Genomic DNA, 14,232 nt, shown 5'->3' on the forward strand with positions numbered 1-14,232 from the left:
TAGGTGAGGCGCCATGTCGATCAAGCCGCTCATCATCCTTCCCGATCCCATCCTGCGCCAGGTTTCCAAACCAGTCGAACGCGTCGACGCGCCTTTGCGCAAACTGGCCGACGACATGCTGGCGACGATGTATGATGCGCCGGGCATCGGCTTGGCCGCAATCCAGATCGGCGAGCCGCTGCGCATGCTGGTCATCGACCTCGCCAAGGAAGACGAGCCGCCGGCGCCGCATGTCTTCATCAATCCCGAAATCCTCGAAAGCGCCGACGCCCGCTCGGTCTACGAGGAAGGCTGCCTGTCGATCCCGGACTATTACGCCGAGGTCGAGCGTCCCGCCTCGGTGCGCGTGAAATATCTCGACCGCGACGGCAAGCTGCAGGAGATCGAGGCCGAAGGCCTGATGGCGACTTGCCTGCAGCACGAGATCGACCATCTCAACGGTGTGCTGTTCATCGACCACATCTCGAAGCTGAAGCGCGACATGGTGGTCAAGAAGTTCAAGAAGCTCGCCAAGGACAAGGCGCCGGGCAAGCTGGTGGGATAGGCCCTGCTTCGGCGACTCGCACAAAATCCCGTCTCGACCCGCCCCTATTGAGAGACGCTTCCTTGCGTGATATCACTGATATCAGACTGGAGACTCAGATGGGCGATATGTTGATCAGAGATATTCCCGAGCCGTTGAAGCGTGAAATCGAGCATGCGGCACGCAAGGGCGGCCAAAGCCTCTCGATCAAGGCGATCGATTTATTGCGAAAAGGCATGGTTGCGGAAAAAGAAGGCAAGGCCGAGCCTGGACTCACGGCTTGGGATGCGATTCGCGCTGCCTTCGCCTCGGAAAATGCAATCAGCGACGAATTTGCGCAGATGATGGATGAGATAGAAGCGGAACGGAAACGCGACTTTGGCCGCACCATTGAGAATTTCGAGTGATAATCCTCGATACCAATGTCGTCTCGGAAGCGAGCCGGCCCGCGCCCGATCCAAACGTCGCTAAGTGGTTTCGCAGACAGGACCTGCTCGACCTCTATCTCTGCGGTCCTGTTGTCATGGAGCAGTCCTTTGGAGCCGAAAGGTTTCTGAACAAGACCGGCTCGGACCGCCACGTCCGTGCACTTGACCACCTGGTTTCGAAGCAGTTTTCGGGACGTGTCGTCGAATTTGCCGGTCCCATTCCCCGTCTGGCGGGCAAGCTCCGGGCAATGCGGGAAACTATCGGCCGGCCGATCAGCCTTTCCGATGCCATGATCGCTGCCATCTGCCTGTCGCACGACGCTATGCTGGCGACGCGCAATATTAAGGACTTCGAAGAGCTTGACCTCAAGATCGTAAACCCGTTTGAAGCAGACGCTTGAGCGGACTGCCGCGCGCAGAACAGGATACTGGACGAAAAATGCCGCTTCGCGTCATCTTCATGGGCACGCCGGAGTTTTCGGTGCCGGTGCTGCGCGCGATTGCCGAGGCCGGGCACGAGATAGCAGCCGTCTACACCCAGCCGCCGCGAGCCGCGGGCCGCCGCGGGCTGGAGCTGACACCGTCCCCGGTGCAGCGCGAGGCTGAGCGGCTGGGCATCGAAGTGCGCACGCCGCTGTCGCTGAAGGGCGAGGCCGAGCAAGCTGCTTTCCAGGCGTTGCGTGCCGATGTCGCGGTCGTCGTCGCGTATGGTTTGCTGTTGCCGAAGGCTATTCTGGAGGCTCCGCGCCTCGGCTGCCTCAACGGCCACGCCTCGCTTTTGCCGCGTTGGCGTGGTGCAGCTCCCATCCAGCGCGCCATTATGGCCGGCGACGTCGAGACCGGCATGATGGTGATGCGCATGGAAGAGGGCCTGGACACCGGTCCGGTGGCACTGGTTGAAAAATGCGCCATAGAGCCCGATATGACGGCCGGCGATCTGCACGACCGCTTGATGAATATTGCTGCCACGCTGATGGTGGAAGCGCTGTCCCGATTGGAGACAAATACCCTGGCATCGACTTTGCAGGCGGCTGACGGGGTGACCTACGCCAGGAAAATCGATAAGTCGGAGACACGTGTGGACTGGACGCGCCCGGCTGCGGAGGTCCACAATCACATTCGCGGGCTGTCGCCATTCCCCGGCGCCTGGTGCGAGGCCGACATCGGCGGCCGCACGGAACGGCTGAAACTGCTTCGCTCGACGCTTTCTGAAGGTACGCTTTCTGAAAGCATGGGCGAGTCGGGAGGAATTCTCGATGACCGGCTGACGGTCGCCTGCGGGTCGGGCGCGGTCAGGCTAGTCGAAGTTCAACGGGCGGGCGGAAAGCCTGCTGCCGCGAAGGAGTTTCTGCGCGGGGCCAAGATCGAAAAAGGAATGAAGTTCTCATGAGCATGATGTCGATACGCGGCGCGACGCCGCGGGACCGCGAGGCCATACGCCTGGTCGAGGAACACGCATTCGGCCAGCAGGCGGAGGCCGGGCTGGTCGACGCTCTGGTCACCGGCGGCGACGCCGTTGTCGAACTGGTGGCGGAAGAAGACGGCCAGGTGGTCGGCCACATCCTGTTTTCCAGGCTGTTCGTTAGGAACGGCGGCAAGCAGTTTGCAGCCGTGGCGCTGGCGCCGTTGGCGGTGGAACCTTCGTTCCACGGCTCGGGCATTGGCGGTGCGCTGATCCGCGAGTCGCATATCCGCCTCAGGGATGCCGGCGAGACGCTCGCCGTTGTGTTGGGCGATCCGGCCTATTACGGCCGCTTCGGCTACAATCATGCGCGCGCCGAAAAGTTCGAGAGCGAATATCAGGGCGAAGCGCTGCAGGCGCTGGCCTGGGGTGACGCACCCGAAAAAGGCAAACTGGTCTACGCCCAGGCCTTTACCGCACTCGCCGCCTGAACGAAGGGTGTATGCCGCGTTTTCGTCTCGATATCGAATATGACGGCAGCCTCTTCGCCGGCTGGCAACACCAGGCGGATCAGCCTTCGGTGCAGCAGGCTATAGAGCAGGCGATCGAGAAATTCTGCGGTGAGGCGGTGCGGATACGCGCCGCCGGCCGCACCGACGCCGGGGTGCATGCGACCGCCCAGGTGGCGCATGTCGACCTCGCCAAGGCATGGCCAAACGACAAGGTGCGCGACGCCGTCAACGCCCACCTGCAGGCGGCAGGCGCGCGCATCGCCATCCTGCAGGCGACGGTTGTCCCCAATGAGTTCGACGCCCGTTTCTCGGCCACCGGACGGCACTATCTCTACCGCATCCTCAACCGGCGCGCGCCTGCAGCGATGGAAAAGGGCAAGGTCTGGTGGGTGCCGAAGCGGCTCGATGCGGACGCCATGCACGAAGCGGCGAAAGTCCTGCTCGGCCGACATGACTTTACCACCTTCCGCTCGACGCAATGCCAAGCCAACAGTCCGGTGCGGACGCTGGAGCGGCTCGATGTAAGCCGCCAGGGCGACCTGATCGAAGTCAGGGCCTCGGCGCGCTCTTTCCTGCACAACCAAGTGCGCTCCATGGTCGGTTCGCTGAAACGCGTCGGCGACGGCGGCTGGACCGCCGCCGACCTCAAGGCAGCGCTCGCGGCGCAAGACCGCGCCGCCTGCGGCCAGGTGGCGCCGCCCGACGGGCTTTTTCTCGTCGGTGTAGACTATCCGGAGAAGTTCTAAGCCGGAGCGGCGGTCGGCACCGTGATGCCGAGCAGCGCCACTAGGCCGAACAAGACGGCCAGAGACACCACCAACATGCCTGCGAACACGGCGCTGCCGACAGCCGCGCCCTTGCCGATCGCGGCGTTGGTCATCCGCCAGGAGAGTACCAGCGACAGCACCACCAGAGCCAGCCACACCAATTCGGCAACCGGGTTGCCGGACGGCAGGAAAAGCCTGATCAGCGCTGAAGGCAGCAGCATCCAGGCGGTGATCGCCGACGCCCAGTTGCTGGCGACGACATAGTGGACGAAGCGGTCGCCGATGCCGGCGCGCGATGCGACCAGGGCAAGCACAACCAGGGGCAGCAGCCACGAGCCGAGGTCGACGGTCGCCAGGCGAATCAACATGCCCAGCCGGCCGGCGAACGCATTGGGATCGCCGATCTCGTTGGCCGTGCCGACCCAGCCGACGATCATCGCCGGCGCGGCGACGACGATGGCGAAGAAGGAATTCCAGAAGCCGTCCGCCGACAGGTCGAGCAGCCGCAAGCCGTCGGCCTTTCCGAGCATCAGCCGCCAGGCTCCGTTAAGCGATGAAGAGGTCTCGTCAACCGAAAGCATGATCAGCCCTGCTCGAACCAGTCATCGATGAAGCGCTGGTAGATTTGGGTCAGCGTCTCGAGGTCGGCCAGTGCGACGCGCTCGTCGACCATGTGCATGGTCTTGCCGACGAGGCCGAACTCGACCACCGGGCAATAGTCCTTGATGAAACGCGCATCCGAGGTTCCGCCCGAGGTGGACAGCGCCGGCTCCTTGCCGACCGTCGCCTTGATCGACCCGCGCAGCGTCCCGATCAGCTTGTCGTCGCGCGTCAGGAAGACATGGCTCGGCCGGTCGCGCCAGATCAGCTCGTAGTCGACCGGCGTCTTGCCGGTCCGGTATTTCTTGCGCTTCGCCGCCTGGTCGAGGCGGTTATGGATCTCGGCCTGCACCGTCTCGGCAGTCCATGTGTCGTTGAAGCGGATGTTGAAGGTGGCTGTCGCCTTGGCCGGAATAACATTGGTCGCCGGGTTGCCGACATCGATCGAGGTCACTTCCAGATTGGTCGGCTGAAAATCCTTCGTGCCCTTGTCGAAGACGGGCGACAGCAAGGCGTCGACCAGGCTGATCAGGCCGCGCACCGGATTGTCGGCGAGCAATGGATAGGCGACATGGCCCTGGCGGCCGTTGACCGTGACACTGCCCGACATCGAGCCACGCCGGCCGATTTTGATCATGTCGCCGAGCGTGTCCGGATTGGTGGGCTCGCCGACGATCGCGGCGTCCCATTTCTCGCCCCTGGCCGCCGCCCAGTCGAGCAGTTTTGTCGTCCCGTTGATCGCCGGCCCCTCCTCGTCGCCGGTGATCAGCAGCGAGACCGAGCCTTTCGGACCACCCTTTTTCTCGACATGGCGCGCCACGGCGGCGATGAAACAGGCGATGCCGCCCTTCATGTCGACGGCGCCGCGGCCGTACATTTCGCCCTTGGCGATCTCGGCGGCAAAGGGCGGATGCGTCCACGACGCCTCGTCGCCCGCCGGCACCACGTCGGTATGGCCGGCAAACATCAGATGCGGCCCGTTGCCGGAGCGACGCGCGTAGAGGTTCTCGATGTCGGGGGTGCCGTCTTCGGAAAACACAGGGCGTTCGACGGAAAAGCCGAGCGGCTTCAGCATGCCTTCCAGGGCAGCCAGCGCGCCGCCCTCGGCGGGCGTTACGGAGGCGCAACGTATGAGGGTCGCGAGGTTGGCGGCGGGATCGGTCGGCAGTTTCATGGGCAAAGCGATAGTCGAAAGCGAAAGGCCTGTCACGGCCAGAGATGATGACCGATCCTGCCGCCGACATTATGGTTTTCCTGTCGTATAGTGCAGGCCAACACGAGATAATCGCATGGCCAACGCCGAAAAGACCATCGTCATTGCCGGCGCCGGCAGCATCGGCTGCTATGTCGGCGGTTGCCTGGCGCTGGCCGGACGCAAGGTGGTGTTTTTGGCGCGGCCAGGCATCGCGACAGCCTTGCTGGACGGTGGCCTGCGCATCACCGATCTCGATGGTCGCGACCGATCCATCCGGCCGGAGTCCGTCACCACCGATCCCGCCGCTGCCCTCGCCAGTGCCGACGTGGTGCTGGTGACGGTCAAGAACGGCGCTACCGAGGAGATGGCGTCGCTTGTTGCCGGACATGCGCGCGGCGATGTCGTGGTGGTCAGCCTGCAGAACGGCGTCGGCAATGCCGACCGGTTACGCGCCGGGCTCGGTGGACGGACTGTGCTCGCCGGCATGGTGCCGTTCAATGTCGTCCAGTCGGCCATAGGCAATTTGCCGCTTCACGTGCATCGCGCCAGCGACGGCAAGGTCATGATCGAAGATGGCGTGACCGGCCTTGCCGGCCTTCTCGATGTCGAAGGGCTTGGCGTGGAAACCCATCCCGACATGAAAGCCGTTCAGTGGGGCAAGCTGCTGATCAACCTCAACAACGCGCTTGTCGCCTTGTCCGGCCTGCCGCTGGCGAGCGAACTTGCCGACCGCCGCTGGCGGCGAATCCTGGCCGGTCAGATCGACGAGGCCCTGGCGGCGATGAAGGCGTTACATATCGCGCCGGCACGAATCGGCGGCTTGCATCCCGTCCTGCTGCCGAAACTGCTCCGGCTGCCGGACTGGCTGTTCCGGCTGGTCGCCCGCCGCATGCTCGCCATCGACCCGCAGGCGCGCTCGTCCATGTGGGACGACCTCCAGCGTGGTCGGCCGACCGAGATCGGTGACCTGCAGGGGGCCGTCCTGAACCTCGCCGAAAAGGCCGGCACGCCGGCGCCTCTGCTGAAGCGGGTCACCGTGCTGGTGCGGCAGGCCGAGCGGGAAAAGCGCGGCTCACCCGGGCTGACGCCGGAAGCCGTCACTGGATAGTCTACTTGCCGCGAGCCTCGGGCCTTGGCCCGCATAGCCCGAAAACAGGCGCGTGGGCCCGCCGCGTCACAGCTTTGGTGCGCGCCTCGGAGCCGGCGCTTTGCTCGCCGGGCCTGGCGCCGGCACGGGCTGCGCCGCCGGGTGGTTCTCGATCAGCGTGATCTTCTGCCAGATCTTGCGCGACAGGTTGGACGCCAGGTTCTCGACGTCGTTGACGCCGTCGATGACCACATCGTCATTGACGGACTGCGCAAACAGCGCCGCGATCTTGCCGGTGATCGACAGCATTTCCGAGCAATAGTCGAGGTAGCGCGCAAGGTCGGCGGCATTGGTGATGCGCGCCGGCGAATGCGCGGTCGGCCTGAAATTGGCGGACAATGCTGCCGGATCCTTGGTCAGCTGGTGCATGTCGATGACATGGATCAGCGATCTCAACCCATGCAACTGGCGAAACACCCGCTTGCGCTTGATGCGCTCCTCGGTGCGGATCAGCGCCAGCAGGCCGAGCACGGCAAGGATCATCATGTTGATCGTGGCTTCGATGCCTTGCACCGACTGCACCGCATCGTCGGCCTGCGAGATATGGATGAGCGGCAGGATGGTGCCGACGAACAGGAAGATCAGCGCGCCGGCGGCAACAGCGGCGACGATGGCGCCGCGGAGCCACCAGATCGGCGCTTCGAGCGCCTGCGCCGCCTTGGCCAGGTCGCGCGACAGCGACACCAGTTCGGCGGCGACGCCGCGCAGGCCGGCATCGGGAAAACGCTCGGCGACGCGCTCTTCCAGCCGCTCGGCGGTGTCGATGATCAGTTTCGGATCAAGCGTGCGGTAGCGCATGGCGAGATATCCGGTCGGCGCTCATGGTTCAGCCGGCGCGTTGCTGCGTTTGCCGTAGCGGTTCGGACCGGGGTCACCGCGGAAACACGCTAGAACGATGAGAAGAATGGGGCCGATGATAAGAGAGATCAACGCGTAATAAGTCGGCTTGCCGAAATCATGAAACCGCTTTGCGGTTACCGCAAAGCTCGACCATGTCGAGATCAGCAAAACGACCCAGAACACAAGTGCCCAGTTCTGGCTGGTTGCGGTGCCGGGTTCCAGTCTCGACAACTGGTAGAGCGGGAAAAACTGTGCAAGCACCAGCAGCAGCCCGGCGAGCACGTAGGCACTTGGGCTGACGCGCCCTGAGAGGCTGAAGAAAAGCCAGGGAAGTGGTGGTGTGTTGGGCAATCTGGAGCGCTCTGGTTGCTCGGACAGGATCAATCACGCAGCAGTTCGTTGATCGAGGTTTTCGACCGGGTCTTGGCATCGACGCGCTTGACGATGACGGCGCAGTAGAGGCCAGGGCCCGGCTCGTTGTTCGGAAAGGCCTTGCCCGGCATCGAGCCGGCGACGACGACCGAATTCGGCGGCACCTCGCCATAAAACACTTCGCCGGTGGCGCGGTCGACGATCTTGGTCGACTGGCCGATGAACACACCCATTCCGAGCACCGAGCCTTCGCGCACGATGCAGCCCTCGACCACTTCGGAGCGCGCGCCGATGAAGCAATTGTCCTCGATGATGGTCGGGCCGGCCTGCATCGGCTCCAGCACCCCGCCGATGCCGACGCCGCCCGAGAGGTGCACATTCTTGCCGATCTGGGCGCAGGAGCCGACCGAGGCCCAGGTGTCGACCATGGTGCCGCTGTCAACATAGGCGCCGACATTGACGAAGGACGGCATCAGCACCGCGCCCGGCGCGACATAGGCAGAACGGCGCACGATCGAAGACGGCACGGCGCGGAAGCCTGCCTTCTCGAAGTCGACCGCGCTCCAGCCGTCGAACTTCGACGCCACCTTGTCCCACCAGACCGCCTGGCCGGGGCCGCCCTTGATGATCTCCATCGGATAGAGCCGGAAGGAGAGCAGCACCGCCTTCTTCAGCCACTGGTTGACATGCCATTTGCCATCCGGCTGGCGCTCGGCGACCCGCACGGTGCCACGGTCGAGCAGGTCGAGTGAGGACTGGATGGCGTCGCGCGTTTCGCCACGGGTCGCGGTCGAAATCGTGTCGCGCTCCTCGAAGGCCTTCTCGATGGTCTTTTCGAGGCTGGCCAGATCAGGCTTCGACATGAATTCGCTCCGTTACCACGCTGTTAAGGCCGTCGGCCTTAACCTTGTTTTGAAAGTCGCGCGGACCCTATGTTAAGGCGTATTGGGGGTCAATCGCGGGTGCGCCATGGGACGGCGCAAGTGAACTGTTGGGACGGGTAGAAAGCATATGACTCCTATGGAAAAGGCGGGATGGACGCCGCTGCCGCATTCGGACGAGGATCTGGAGCGCTCGAAAAGCGTGCCCGACACGCCGCAGACTCGCGCCGAAACCTACCGGCTGGCCTGGAACGATCCCGACTTCATGACGCGCCGGGAATTGCGCGCTGTGCGCTTGCAGCTTGAGCTCTTGAAGCCCGAAATGATCCTGGCCGAGCGCGGCATCCGCTCGACGGTCATCCTGTTCGGCGGCGCGCGTATTCCCGAGCCCGGCGGCGAGGCCTGGGCCGCCAAGAACGAGACGCAGAAGAAAAACCTCGAGGAAAACAGCAAATACTACGAGGAGGCGCGCAAATTCGCCCGCCTCTGCTCACAGCAATCGGCCACGTCCTACTACCGCGAATTCGTCGTCGTCACCGGTGGCGGCCCAGGCGTGATGGAGGCGGGAAATCGCGGCGCCGACGATGTCGGCGCGCCGTCGATCGGCCTCAACATCGTCCTGCCGCACGAGCAGGCGCCGAACGCCTATGTGACCCCGGAGCTGTGCTTCAACTTCCACTATTTCGCCATCCGCAAGATGCATTTCGTCATGCGCGCCAAGGCCGTCGCGGTGTTTCCGGGCGGCTTCGGCACCATGGACGAATTCTTCGAGACGCTGACGCTGATCCAGACCGGCCGCATGGAGCGCGTGCCGGTGATCCTGTTCGGCAAGGCGTTCTGGCAGCGCGCGATCGACCTCGATTTCCTGGCCGAACAAGGCACCATCACGCCCGGCGACCAGGATATCATCGACTTTGTCGACACCGCCGACGAGGCCTGGGGGATCATCAGCCGCTTCTACAAGTTGGGGGAGTAGGGGAACCGGGAATTGAAGAACTGAAGAATTGAGGAAAAGGAGGTCCGGATCGGTCTCCCTTTCACCAGTTCTTCAATTCTTCAGCTCCTCAATTCCTCTACCCCCTCCACTATCCCCGTCAGAAACGTCGCGAGATCGTCGGTGACGAAATCGACGTCGTCCTCATTGGCCGGATCGCGCTCCCAGATCTCGGCAAAGGTCGGCTCGAAATTGCGCGGCACCACCAGCACCGTGGTCATGCCCAGTGATTTCGGCACCTCGAGGTTGCGGGCGAGATCCTCGAACATCACCGCATTGTGTCCGGTGACGGCGTGCAGTTCGGCAAACTTCTCATAGGTCTGCCGCGACGGCTTCGGCGTCAGCCCGGCGGCGACGATATCGAAAATGTCGTCGAAATGGTCGAGTATGCCGAGCTGGCGCGCGGTGCGCTCGGCGTGCCTGCGGTCGCCATTGGTGAAGATGAACTTGCGGCCGGGCAGCTGGCGGATAGCGGTGCCCAGCACCGGATCCGGCACCAGCCACGAATAGTCGATATCATGCACCTTTTCGAGAAAGTCGTCGGGGTCGATGCCGTGACGCGTCATCAGCCCGTTCAGCGTCGTGCCATATTCCTGATAGAGTTCCTTCTGCAGCTTGCGCGCTTCCTCGCGCGGCAGCGTGAGCAGTTCTCCGACATAGGCCGTCATCTTGACGTCGATCTGCGAAAACAGATTCGAATGGTGCGGATAAAGCGTGTTGTCGAGGTCGAACACCCAGTCGGTGACATGGGCGAAGCGGGCGGGATCGGGCAGCGTGGTCATGGCGTCCTTATGGCATGAAATATCTGCCGTTCGAACCCCTTTCTGATGTAGAGCTTATCCACAACCTATGTGCATCTAGAGTTGTAAAAATGGGCTCACCATTCAAATTTTAGCCATCACGGAAAGGTGGCCTTCAGGGCTTGCTGGCACAGAGACGGTTCAGTGGGAGCCAGCGATGAGTCGCATAGTCTTAAAGTCCGCCGCGGTCGCATTCGGCTCGGTAGCCATCTCGCTTTTGCTGACGCTGATCATCGTTCCCGCCATGGGTTTTCCGGTCGACCGCACTGTCTGGCTGACATCGACGGTGTGCCCGCTGGCGCTCGCCTGGATCGCCTGCGCCAGCACCTTCTGGCAGAGCGACCGACTGAAAAACGCGCATCGCGATCTCGCCCGCGCGCATGCCCAGCTCGCCGCCGCGCATCGGCGCCTGTCGGCGAAGGCGAGCCGCGACGACATGACCGGCATGCTCAACCGCGAGAGCTTCTTTGCCGCGTTGGACGGCTCGCGGCGCAAATCCGATCGCGGCGCGCTGCTGATCATCGACGCCGACCATTTCAAGGCGATCAACGACAGTTTCGGCCATCTGACCGGCGATGACGCACTGGTGTTGATCGCCAGCGCCATCGAGCGCGGCGTCCGCAGCGGCGACGTGCTCGGCCGCATTGGCGGTGAGGAGTTCGGCGCCTTCCTGGTCGGCGCTACGGAAGCCGAAGCCCGGCGCGTGGCCGAGCGCATCCGCCGTGAAGTCGAGCTGGTCCGCTTTCGTCCGGTCGACGAGCGCACGGTGCCGCTGACCGTCTCGATCGGCGGCATCACCTGTGCGCAAGATGCCGATGTCTCGGACCTGATGCGCGCCGCCGACCGCCGGCTCTACGAGGCCAAGCACCGCGGCCGCAATTTGTCGATCCTCGACCGGGACATTTCCGAAGCTGCCTAGGTGTTGGTGGTGGGGCTGTTAACGGTTCGCCAACATTGTTTCCACGCAACTGCGCCGTTTACCGGGTTGTAACTCGTTTACAGGCAAGGCTTGGCACGGGAATGGCATGTCTGGCCGGTACCTGTGCCGTTCAGGGAACGCCATGCGTGGATCGAAGCCCCCATCCAGAGACGTGTCATGAGTTTCTTCATCAGGAAAATATCGCGCCGCACCATCGTGCAGGCGCTGATTGCGATGCCGGCGCTACAGCTTTTTCGCAAGCAGCCTGACAGCGACCGCCCCCCGGCCGATCCCGACGTGATCGTCGTGGTCAATGGCTGGATCCTGAAGCGGAGCGACCTGGCATGATCTTCGACAGCTATGAGGCGTTTCGAGCCTCGGATTTCAAGCCCAAGGTCTGCATTCTCGGCTCCGGGCCGGCCGGCACCACCATTGCCAGAAAGCTCGGCGCCGCCGGCATTCCGGTCGTGGTGCTGGAGGCCGGCGCACGCGAATTCAGCGACGAGTCGCAGGATTTCTACCGCGGCTCCACGGTCGGCGATCAATATTTCGATCTCGACATCACCCGGCTGCGCTTCATGGGCGGGTCGTCGAACCACTGGGCCGGCTGGTGCCGCGTGCTCGACAAGCAGGACTTTGAGCCCAAGGCATGGGCGCCGGACACCGGCTGGCCAATCGCCCGGACCGACATCGAGCCCTATCTGTCCGAGCTGCACGACATACTCGAGCTTCCCGACTTCAAGCCCGATGTGCCGATTTCAGACGACATACGCTGGGTGCAGCTGATCAAGAGCCCGGCCGTGCGCTTTGGCGAGAAATTCTCCGACGAGCTCGACAAGAGCAAGAACATAGCGCTCGTGCTCAACACCTATGCCACCGAACTTGCCGGGGACGGCAAACGAGTGACCGGCGCCAGGCTGTGGTCGAACGGCAAGGATGCCGGCGCCTTCAGCGCCGATTATTTCATCGTCTGCGCCGGCGGGCTGGAGAATTCGCGGCTGCTTCTATGGTCGAACCAGCGCTCGAATGGCGGCGTGGTGCCGAACGCCACGGCACTTGGCCGCTACTGGATGGAGCACCCGACCTTCGAGGGCGGCAATGCCATCCTGGCCGATTACAGCGAGTTCGAGGTCGATGCCGTCAACGAGGCGTTCTTCTCGCCGACGCTCGCCGCCATGGAGCGGCTGCAGATCATGAATTTCGGCATACGCCTGATCGAGACGCCCTATGCCGGCGTCAAGAGCCTGATTGCCGACCTTGCCTGCACCGCGCCCGAGGCCGCCGAATGGGTCGCCTACCAGCTCAGCCAGAACCTGCGCTGCGCCGCCCAGCTCTACGTCGCCTGGGAACAGGCGCCGCTGGCCTCGAACCATATCGAATTGTCGAAGACCGATGTCGACCGTGCCGGCGTGCCGCGCATCGAGCTGCACTGGAAGAAGTCGCCGTTGGAGCGCCGCACCATCCTCGAGGGGCTCAAGTTGTTCGGAACGACGCTGATCGAGAAGGACCTCGGCCGCGTCCGCATCATGGACTGGCTGACCAATGGCGAGGACTACCCGACGGATGAGGAACTGGCCGGCCACCACCACATGGGCGGCACGCGCATGGGCACCGATGTCGTCAAGAGCGTGGTCGACGCCAACTGCAAGGTGCACGGCATGGATAATCTCTATGTCGGTGGTTCCTCGGTATTCTGCACCTCTGGCGAATGCAATCCAACGACGACGATCACAGCGCTTGCCTGCCGGCTAGGCGACCATCTGACCAAAGTAATCACGGTGTGACGAAGTCATCCACGGTGTGACGAAGTCATTACCGTCTGATTGTCAAAAAAGCGAACGGCGCGACAGGATTGCTGCCGGCGCTACCCATGCCTTGGTGTCGAAACCCTCGGAAATCAGCGCCAACGAGATCTCCCTCCCCCTTGTGGGGAGGATTAAGGGTGGGGATAGGTGCCGCGCAAACCCTTCAGGATTTGCTAAACCGTCGCTGGATCCAGGGTCGGCTGCCCCTTGCGACGGGCAACAATCGCCTTGAAATCGGCGGTCCGGAACGCATCGCGCAGCACGTCGAAGGACGGCAGCACGAAATAAGCGCGCTGGAACTTGTCGATCTCGTAACCGGTGCGCATTACCGTTTCGAGGTCGAAGGGCACGCGGTGCGCGTCCGGGCTCGCGACGGCGAACTGCAATTCGGTGAACGACGACATCAGCCCGGCGCCGAAAGCTTTCAGCTTCTGGCCCTCCTCCTGTATCAGCCCGTATTCGGCGGTGTACCAGTAGAGCCGGGTGATCATCTCGTCACCGCCCAGCGCAATCACGTTCTCGGCCTTTTCGCCATACATCTGCATGAAGTCGGCAAACACCGGCTGTGTCAGGATGGGCACATGGCCGAAGAAGTCGTGGAACATGTCGGGTTCGACGATGTAGTCGAGCTCGTCCTTGGTGCGCAGCCAGTTGGTCACCGGAAAGCGCCGGTTGGCGAGATGGTCGAAGAAGGGCGCGGCCGGGATGAGCCCAGGCACGGCGACGATTTCCCAGCCGGTCAGCTTGCGCAGCTTGTCTGAGACCGCGCCGAAATCCGGGATCTTGTCGAGCAGGCCGAGTGCGGCGATCCCATCGAGATAGGAATGGTGCGCCAGCTTCTGCGTCAGCTTGGTCTGCCGGTCGCACAACGTGCGCCACACCGCCTGTTCGTCGGCGCTGTAGTTGTAGCCCTGCGCCACGGTGAAGTCGGAACGGCACACTGAATAGTCGCCACGCAGGCCTTGCGCCGCGCAATCGCGGGCATATTCGGCAACACTCATCGTCGTCATGGTTCTTCTCCCCTGATCGTGACACTTGAATCTGTCC

General features: G+C 63.2%; 18 protein-coding genes. 11 read left to right on the top strand and 7 right to left on the bottom strand.

What is annotated here, in order from left to right:
* Positions 1–13: 13 nt before the first annotated feature.
* From def to truA, 6 genes are all read left to right on the top strand, one after another.
* Positions 14–544, top strand: a complete 531-nt coding sequence (gene def / locus NKJ78_RS12015) for a peptide deformylase (protein WP_023673213.1) — start codon at positions 14–16, stop codon at positions 542–544.
* Between the two features lie 98 nt (positions 545–642).
* Positions 643–930, top strand: a complete 288-nt coding sequence (locus NKJ78_RS12020; RefSeq protein ID WP_023696043.1) for a hypothetical protein — start codon at positions 643–645, stop codon at positions 928–930.
* Entirely contained in the window at positions 927–1,352 is a 426-nt protein-coding gene (locus NKJ78_RS12025) for a type II toxin-antitoxin system VapC family toxin (protein ID WP_023732763.1), read from the top strand. The genes NKJ78_RS12020 and NKJ78_RS12025 overlap by 4 nt, the downstream gene beginning before the upstream one ends.
* Positions 1,353–1,390: 38 nt before the next feature.
* Positions 1,391–2,341, top strand: a complete 951-nt coding sequence (fmt, locus tag NKJ78_RS12030) for a methionyl-tRNA formyltransferase (RefSeq protein ID WP_023728812.1) — start codon at positions 1,391–1,393, stop codon at positions 2,339–2,341.
* The gene (locus NKJ78_RS12035) at positions 2,338–2,844 is read left to right on the top strand and encodes a GNAT family N-acetyltransferase (RefSeq protein WP_352460002.1); all 507 of its coding nucleotides are present in this window, start codon (positions 2,338–2,340) and stop codon (positions 2,842–2,844) included. The genes fmt and NKJ78_RS12035 overlap by 4 nt, the downstream gene beginning before the upstream one ends.
* A gap of 11 nt (positions 2,845–2,855) precedes the next feature.
* A complete protein-coding gene (gene truA, locus NKJ78_RS12040) occupies positions 2,856–3,611 on the top strand; it encodes a tRNA pseudouridine(38-40) synthase TruA (protein WP_023681338.1) in 756 nt (251 codons plus the stop codon).
* Here truA and NKJ78_RS12045 read toward each other — a convergent pair.
* Entirely contained in the window at positions 3,608–4,213 is a 606-nt protein-coding gene (locus NKJ78_RS12045; protein ID WP_352460000.1) for a transporter, read from the bottom strand. The two genes, truA and NKJ78_RS12045, sit on opposite strands and share 4 nt — an antisense overlap.
* Before the next feature lie 2 nt (positions 4,214–4,215).
* Positions 4,216–5,406: a succinyl-diaminopimelate desuccinylase gene (gene dapE, locus NKJ78_RS12050; RefSeq protein WP_352459999.1), complete on the bottom strand. Its 1,191-nt coding sequence runs from the start codon at positions 5,404–5,406 to the stop codon at positions 4,216–4,218.
* A gap of 115 nt (positions 5,407–5,521) precedes the next feature.
* On the opposite strand from dapE, the gene NKJ78_RS12055 reads away from it, so the two are divergent.
* Positions 5,522–6,535, top strand: a complete 1,014-nt coding sequence (locus tag NKJ78_RS12055; RefSeq protein ID WP_352459998.1) for a 2-dehydropantoate 2-reductase — start codon at positions 5,522–5,524, stop codon at positions 6,533–6,535.
* 66 nt (positions 6,536–6,601) lie between these two features.
* Here the strand turns inward: NKJ78_RS12055 and NKJ78_RS12060 are convergent, their stop codons facing one another.
* From NKJ78_RS12060 to dapD, 3 genes are read right to left on the bottom strand one after another with little or no spacing between them, the layout of a single operon-like run.
* Positions 6,602–7,372 (bottom strand): hypothetical protein, encoded by a 771-nt coding sequence (locus tag NKJ78_RS12060; protein ID WP_023673220.1) that lies wholly within the window; start codon positions 7,370–7,372, stop codon positions 6,602–6,604.
* A 21-nt stretch (positions 7,373–7,393) separates the two neighbouring features.
* The gene (locus NKJ78_RS12065; protein ID WP_081725464.1) at positions 7,394–7,798 is read right to left on the bottom strand and encodes a DUF805 domain-containing protein; all 405 of its coding nucleotides are present in this window, start codon (positions 7,796–7,798) and stop codon (positions 7,394–7,396) included.
* The gene (gene dapD / locus NKJ78_RS12070) at positions 7,795–8,649 is read right to left on the bottom strand and encodes a 2,3,4,5-tetrahydropyridine-2,6-dicarboxylate N-succinyltransferase (RefSeq protein WP_023696035.1); all 855 of its coding nucleotides are present in this window, start codon (positions 8,647–8,649) and stop codon (positions 7,795–7,797) included. Before dapD ends, NKJ78_RS12065 begins: the two co-directional genes overlap by 4 nt.
* 148 nt (positions 8,650–8,797) lie before the next feature.
* Between dapD and NKJ78_RS12075 the strand changes: the two genes are divergently transcribed.
* Positions 8,798–9,643, top strand: coding sequence for an LOG family protein (locus NKJ78_RS12075; protein WP_023681343.1), 846 nt, complete (start codon positions 8,798–8,800; stop codon positions 9,641–9,643).
* An 80-nt stretch (positions 9,644–9,723) separates the two neighbouring features.
* Here the strand turns inward: NKJ78_RS12075 and NKJ78_RS12080 are convergent, their stop codons facing one another.
* A complete protein-coding gene (locus NKJ78_RS12080; protein WP_023681344.1) occupies positions 9,724–10,443 on the bottom strand; it encodes a pyrimidine 5'-nucleotidase in 720 nt (239 codons plus the stop codon).
* Between the two features lie 175 nt (positions 10,444–10,618).
* On the opposite strand from NKJ78_RS12080, the gene NKJ78_RS12085 reads away from it, so the two are divergent.
* The 3 genes from NKJ78_RS12085 (at position 10,619) to NKJ78_RS12095 (ending at position 13,164) form a co-directional block, all read left to right on the top strand.
* Entirely contained in the window at positions 10,619–11,380 is a 762-nt protein-coding gene (locus NKJ78_RS12085) for a GGDEF domain-containing protein (RefSeq protein ID WP_023681345.1), read from the top strand.
* A gap of 177 nt (positions 11,381–11,557) precedes the next feature.
* Positions 11,558–11,728 (top strand): hypothetical protein, encoded by a 171-nt coding sequence (locus NKJ78_RS12090; protein ID WP_023805802.1) that lies wholly within the window; start codon positions 11,558–11,560, stop codon positions 11,726–11,728.
* A complete protein-coding gene (locus NKJ78_RS12095; RefSeq protein WP_352459997.1) occupies positions 11,725–13,164 on the top strand; it encodes a GMC oxidoreductase in 1,440 nt (479 codons plus the stop codon). Before NKJ78_RS12090 ends, NKJ78_RS12095 begins: the two co-directional genes overlap by 4 nt.
* A gap of 194 nt (positions 13,165–13,358) precedes the next feature.
* On the opposite strand, the gene phhA is transcribed toward NKJ78_RS12095, so the two are convergent.
* The gene (gene phhA, locus NKJ78_RS12100) at positions 13,359–14,195 is read right to left on the bottom strand and encodes a phenylalanine 4-monooxygenase (protein ID WP_352459996.1); all 837 of its coding nucleotides are present in this window, start codon (positions 14,193–14,195) and stop codon (positions 13,359–13,361) included.
* Positions 14,196–14,232: the final 37 nt, after the last annotated feature.

It is taken from the genome of Mesorhizobium sp. M0037 (genome assembly GCF_040323635.1).
Classification (GTDB): Bacteria; Pseudomonadota; Alphaproteobacteria; order Rhizobiales; family Rhizobiaceae; genus Mesorhizobium.

Bases quoted from the DNA above. Each gene is read 5' to 3' on its own strand.
- def (WP_023673213.1), top strand. From the start codon at position 14: ATGTCGATCAAGCCGCTCATCATCCTTCCCGATCCCATCCTGCGCCAG.
- NKJ78_RS12020 (WP_023696043.1), top strand. From the start codon at position 643: ATGGGCGATATGTTGATCAGAGATATTCCCGAGCCGTTGAAGCGTGAA.
- fmt (WP_023728812.1), top strand. From the start codon at position 1,391: ATGCCGCTTCGCGTCATCTTCATGGGCACGCCGGAGTTTTCGGTGCCG.
- NKJ78_RS12035 (WP_352460002.1), top strand. From the start codon at position 2,338: ATGAGCATGATGTCGATACGCGGCGCGACGCCGCGGGACCGCGAGGCC.
- truA (WP_023681338.1), top strand. From the start codon at position 2,856: ATGCCGCGTTTTCGTCTCGATATCGAATATGACGGCAGCCTCTTCGCC.
- NKJ78_RS12045 (WP_352460000.1), bottom strand. From the start codon at position 4,213: ATGCTTTCGGTTGACGAGACCTCTTCATCGCTTAACGGAGCCTGGCGG.
- dapE (WP_352459999.1), bottom strand. From the start codon at position 5,406: ATGAAACTGCCGACCGATCCCGCCGCCAACCTCGCGACCCTCATACGT.
- NKJ78_RS12055 (WP_352459998.1), top strand. From the start codon at position 5,522: ATGGCCAACGCCGAAAAGACCATCGTCATTGCCGGCGCCGGCAGCATC.
- NKJ78_RS12060 (WP_023673220.1), bottom strand. From the start codon at position 7,372: ATGCGCTACCGCACGCTTGATCCGAAACTGATCATCGACACCGCCGAG.
- dapD (WP_023696035.1), bottom strand. From the start codon at position 8,649: ATGTCGAAGCCTGATCTGGCCAGCCTCGAAAAGACCATCGAGAAGGCC.
- NKJ78_RS12075 (WP_023681343.1), top strand. From the start codon at position 8,798: ATGACTCCTATGGAAAAGGCGGGATGGACGCCGCTGCCGCATTCGGAC.
- NKJ78_RS12080 (WP_023681344.1), bottom strand. From the start codon at position 10,443: ATGACCACGCTGCCCGATCCCGCCCGCTTCGCCCATGTCACCGACTGG.
- NKJ78_RS12085 (WP_023681345.1), top strand. From the start codon at position 10,619: ATGAGTCGCATAGTCTTAAAGTCCGCCGCGGTCGCATTCGGCTCGGTA.
- NKJ78_RS12090 (WP_023805802.1), top strand. From the start codon at position 11,558: ATGAGTTTCTTCATCAGGAAAATATCGCGCCGCACCATCGTGCAGGCG.
- NKJ78_RS12095 (WP_352459997.1), top strand. From the start codon at position 11,725: ATGATCTTCGACAGCTATGAGGCGTTTCGAGCCTCGGATTTCAAGCCC.
- phhA (WP_352459996.1), bottom strand. From the start codon at position 14,195: ATGACGACGATGAGTGTTGCCGAATATGCCCGCGATTGCGCGGCGCAA.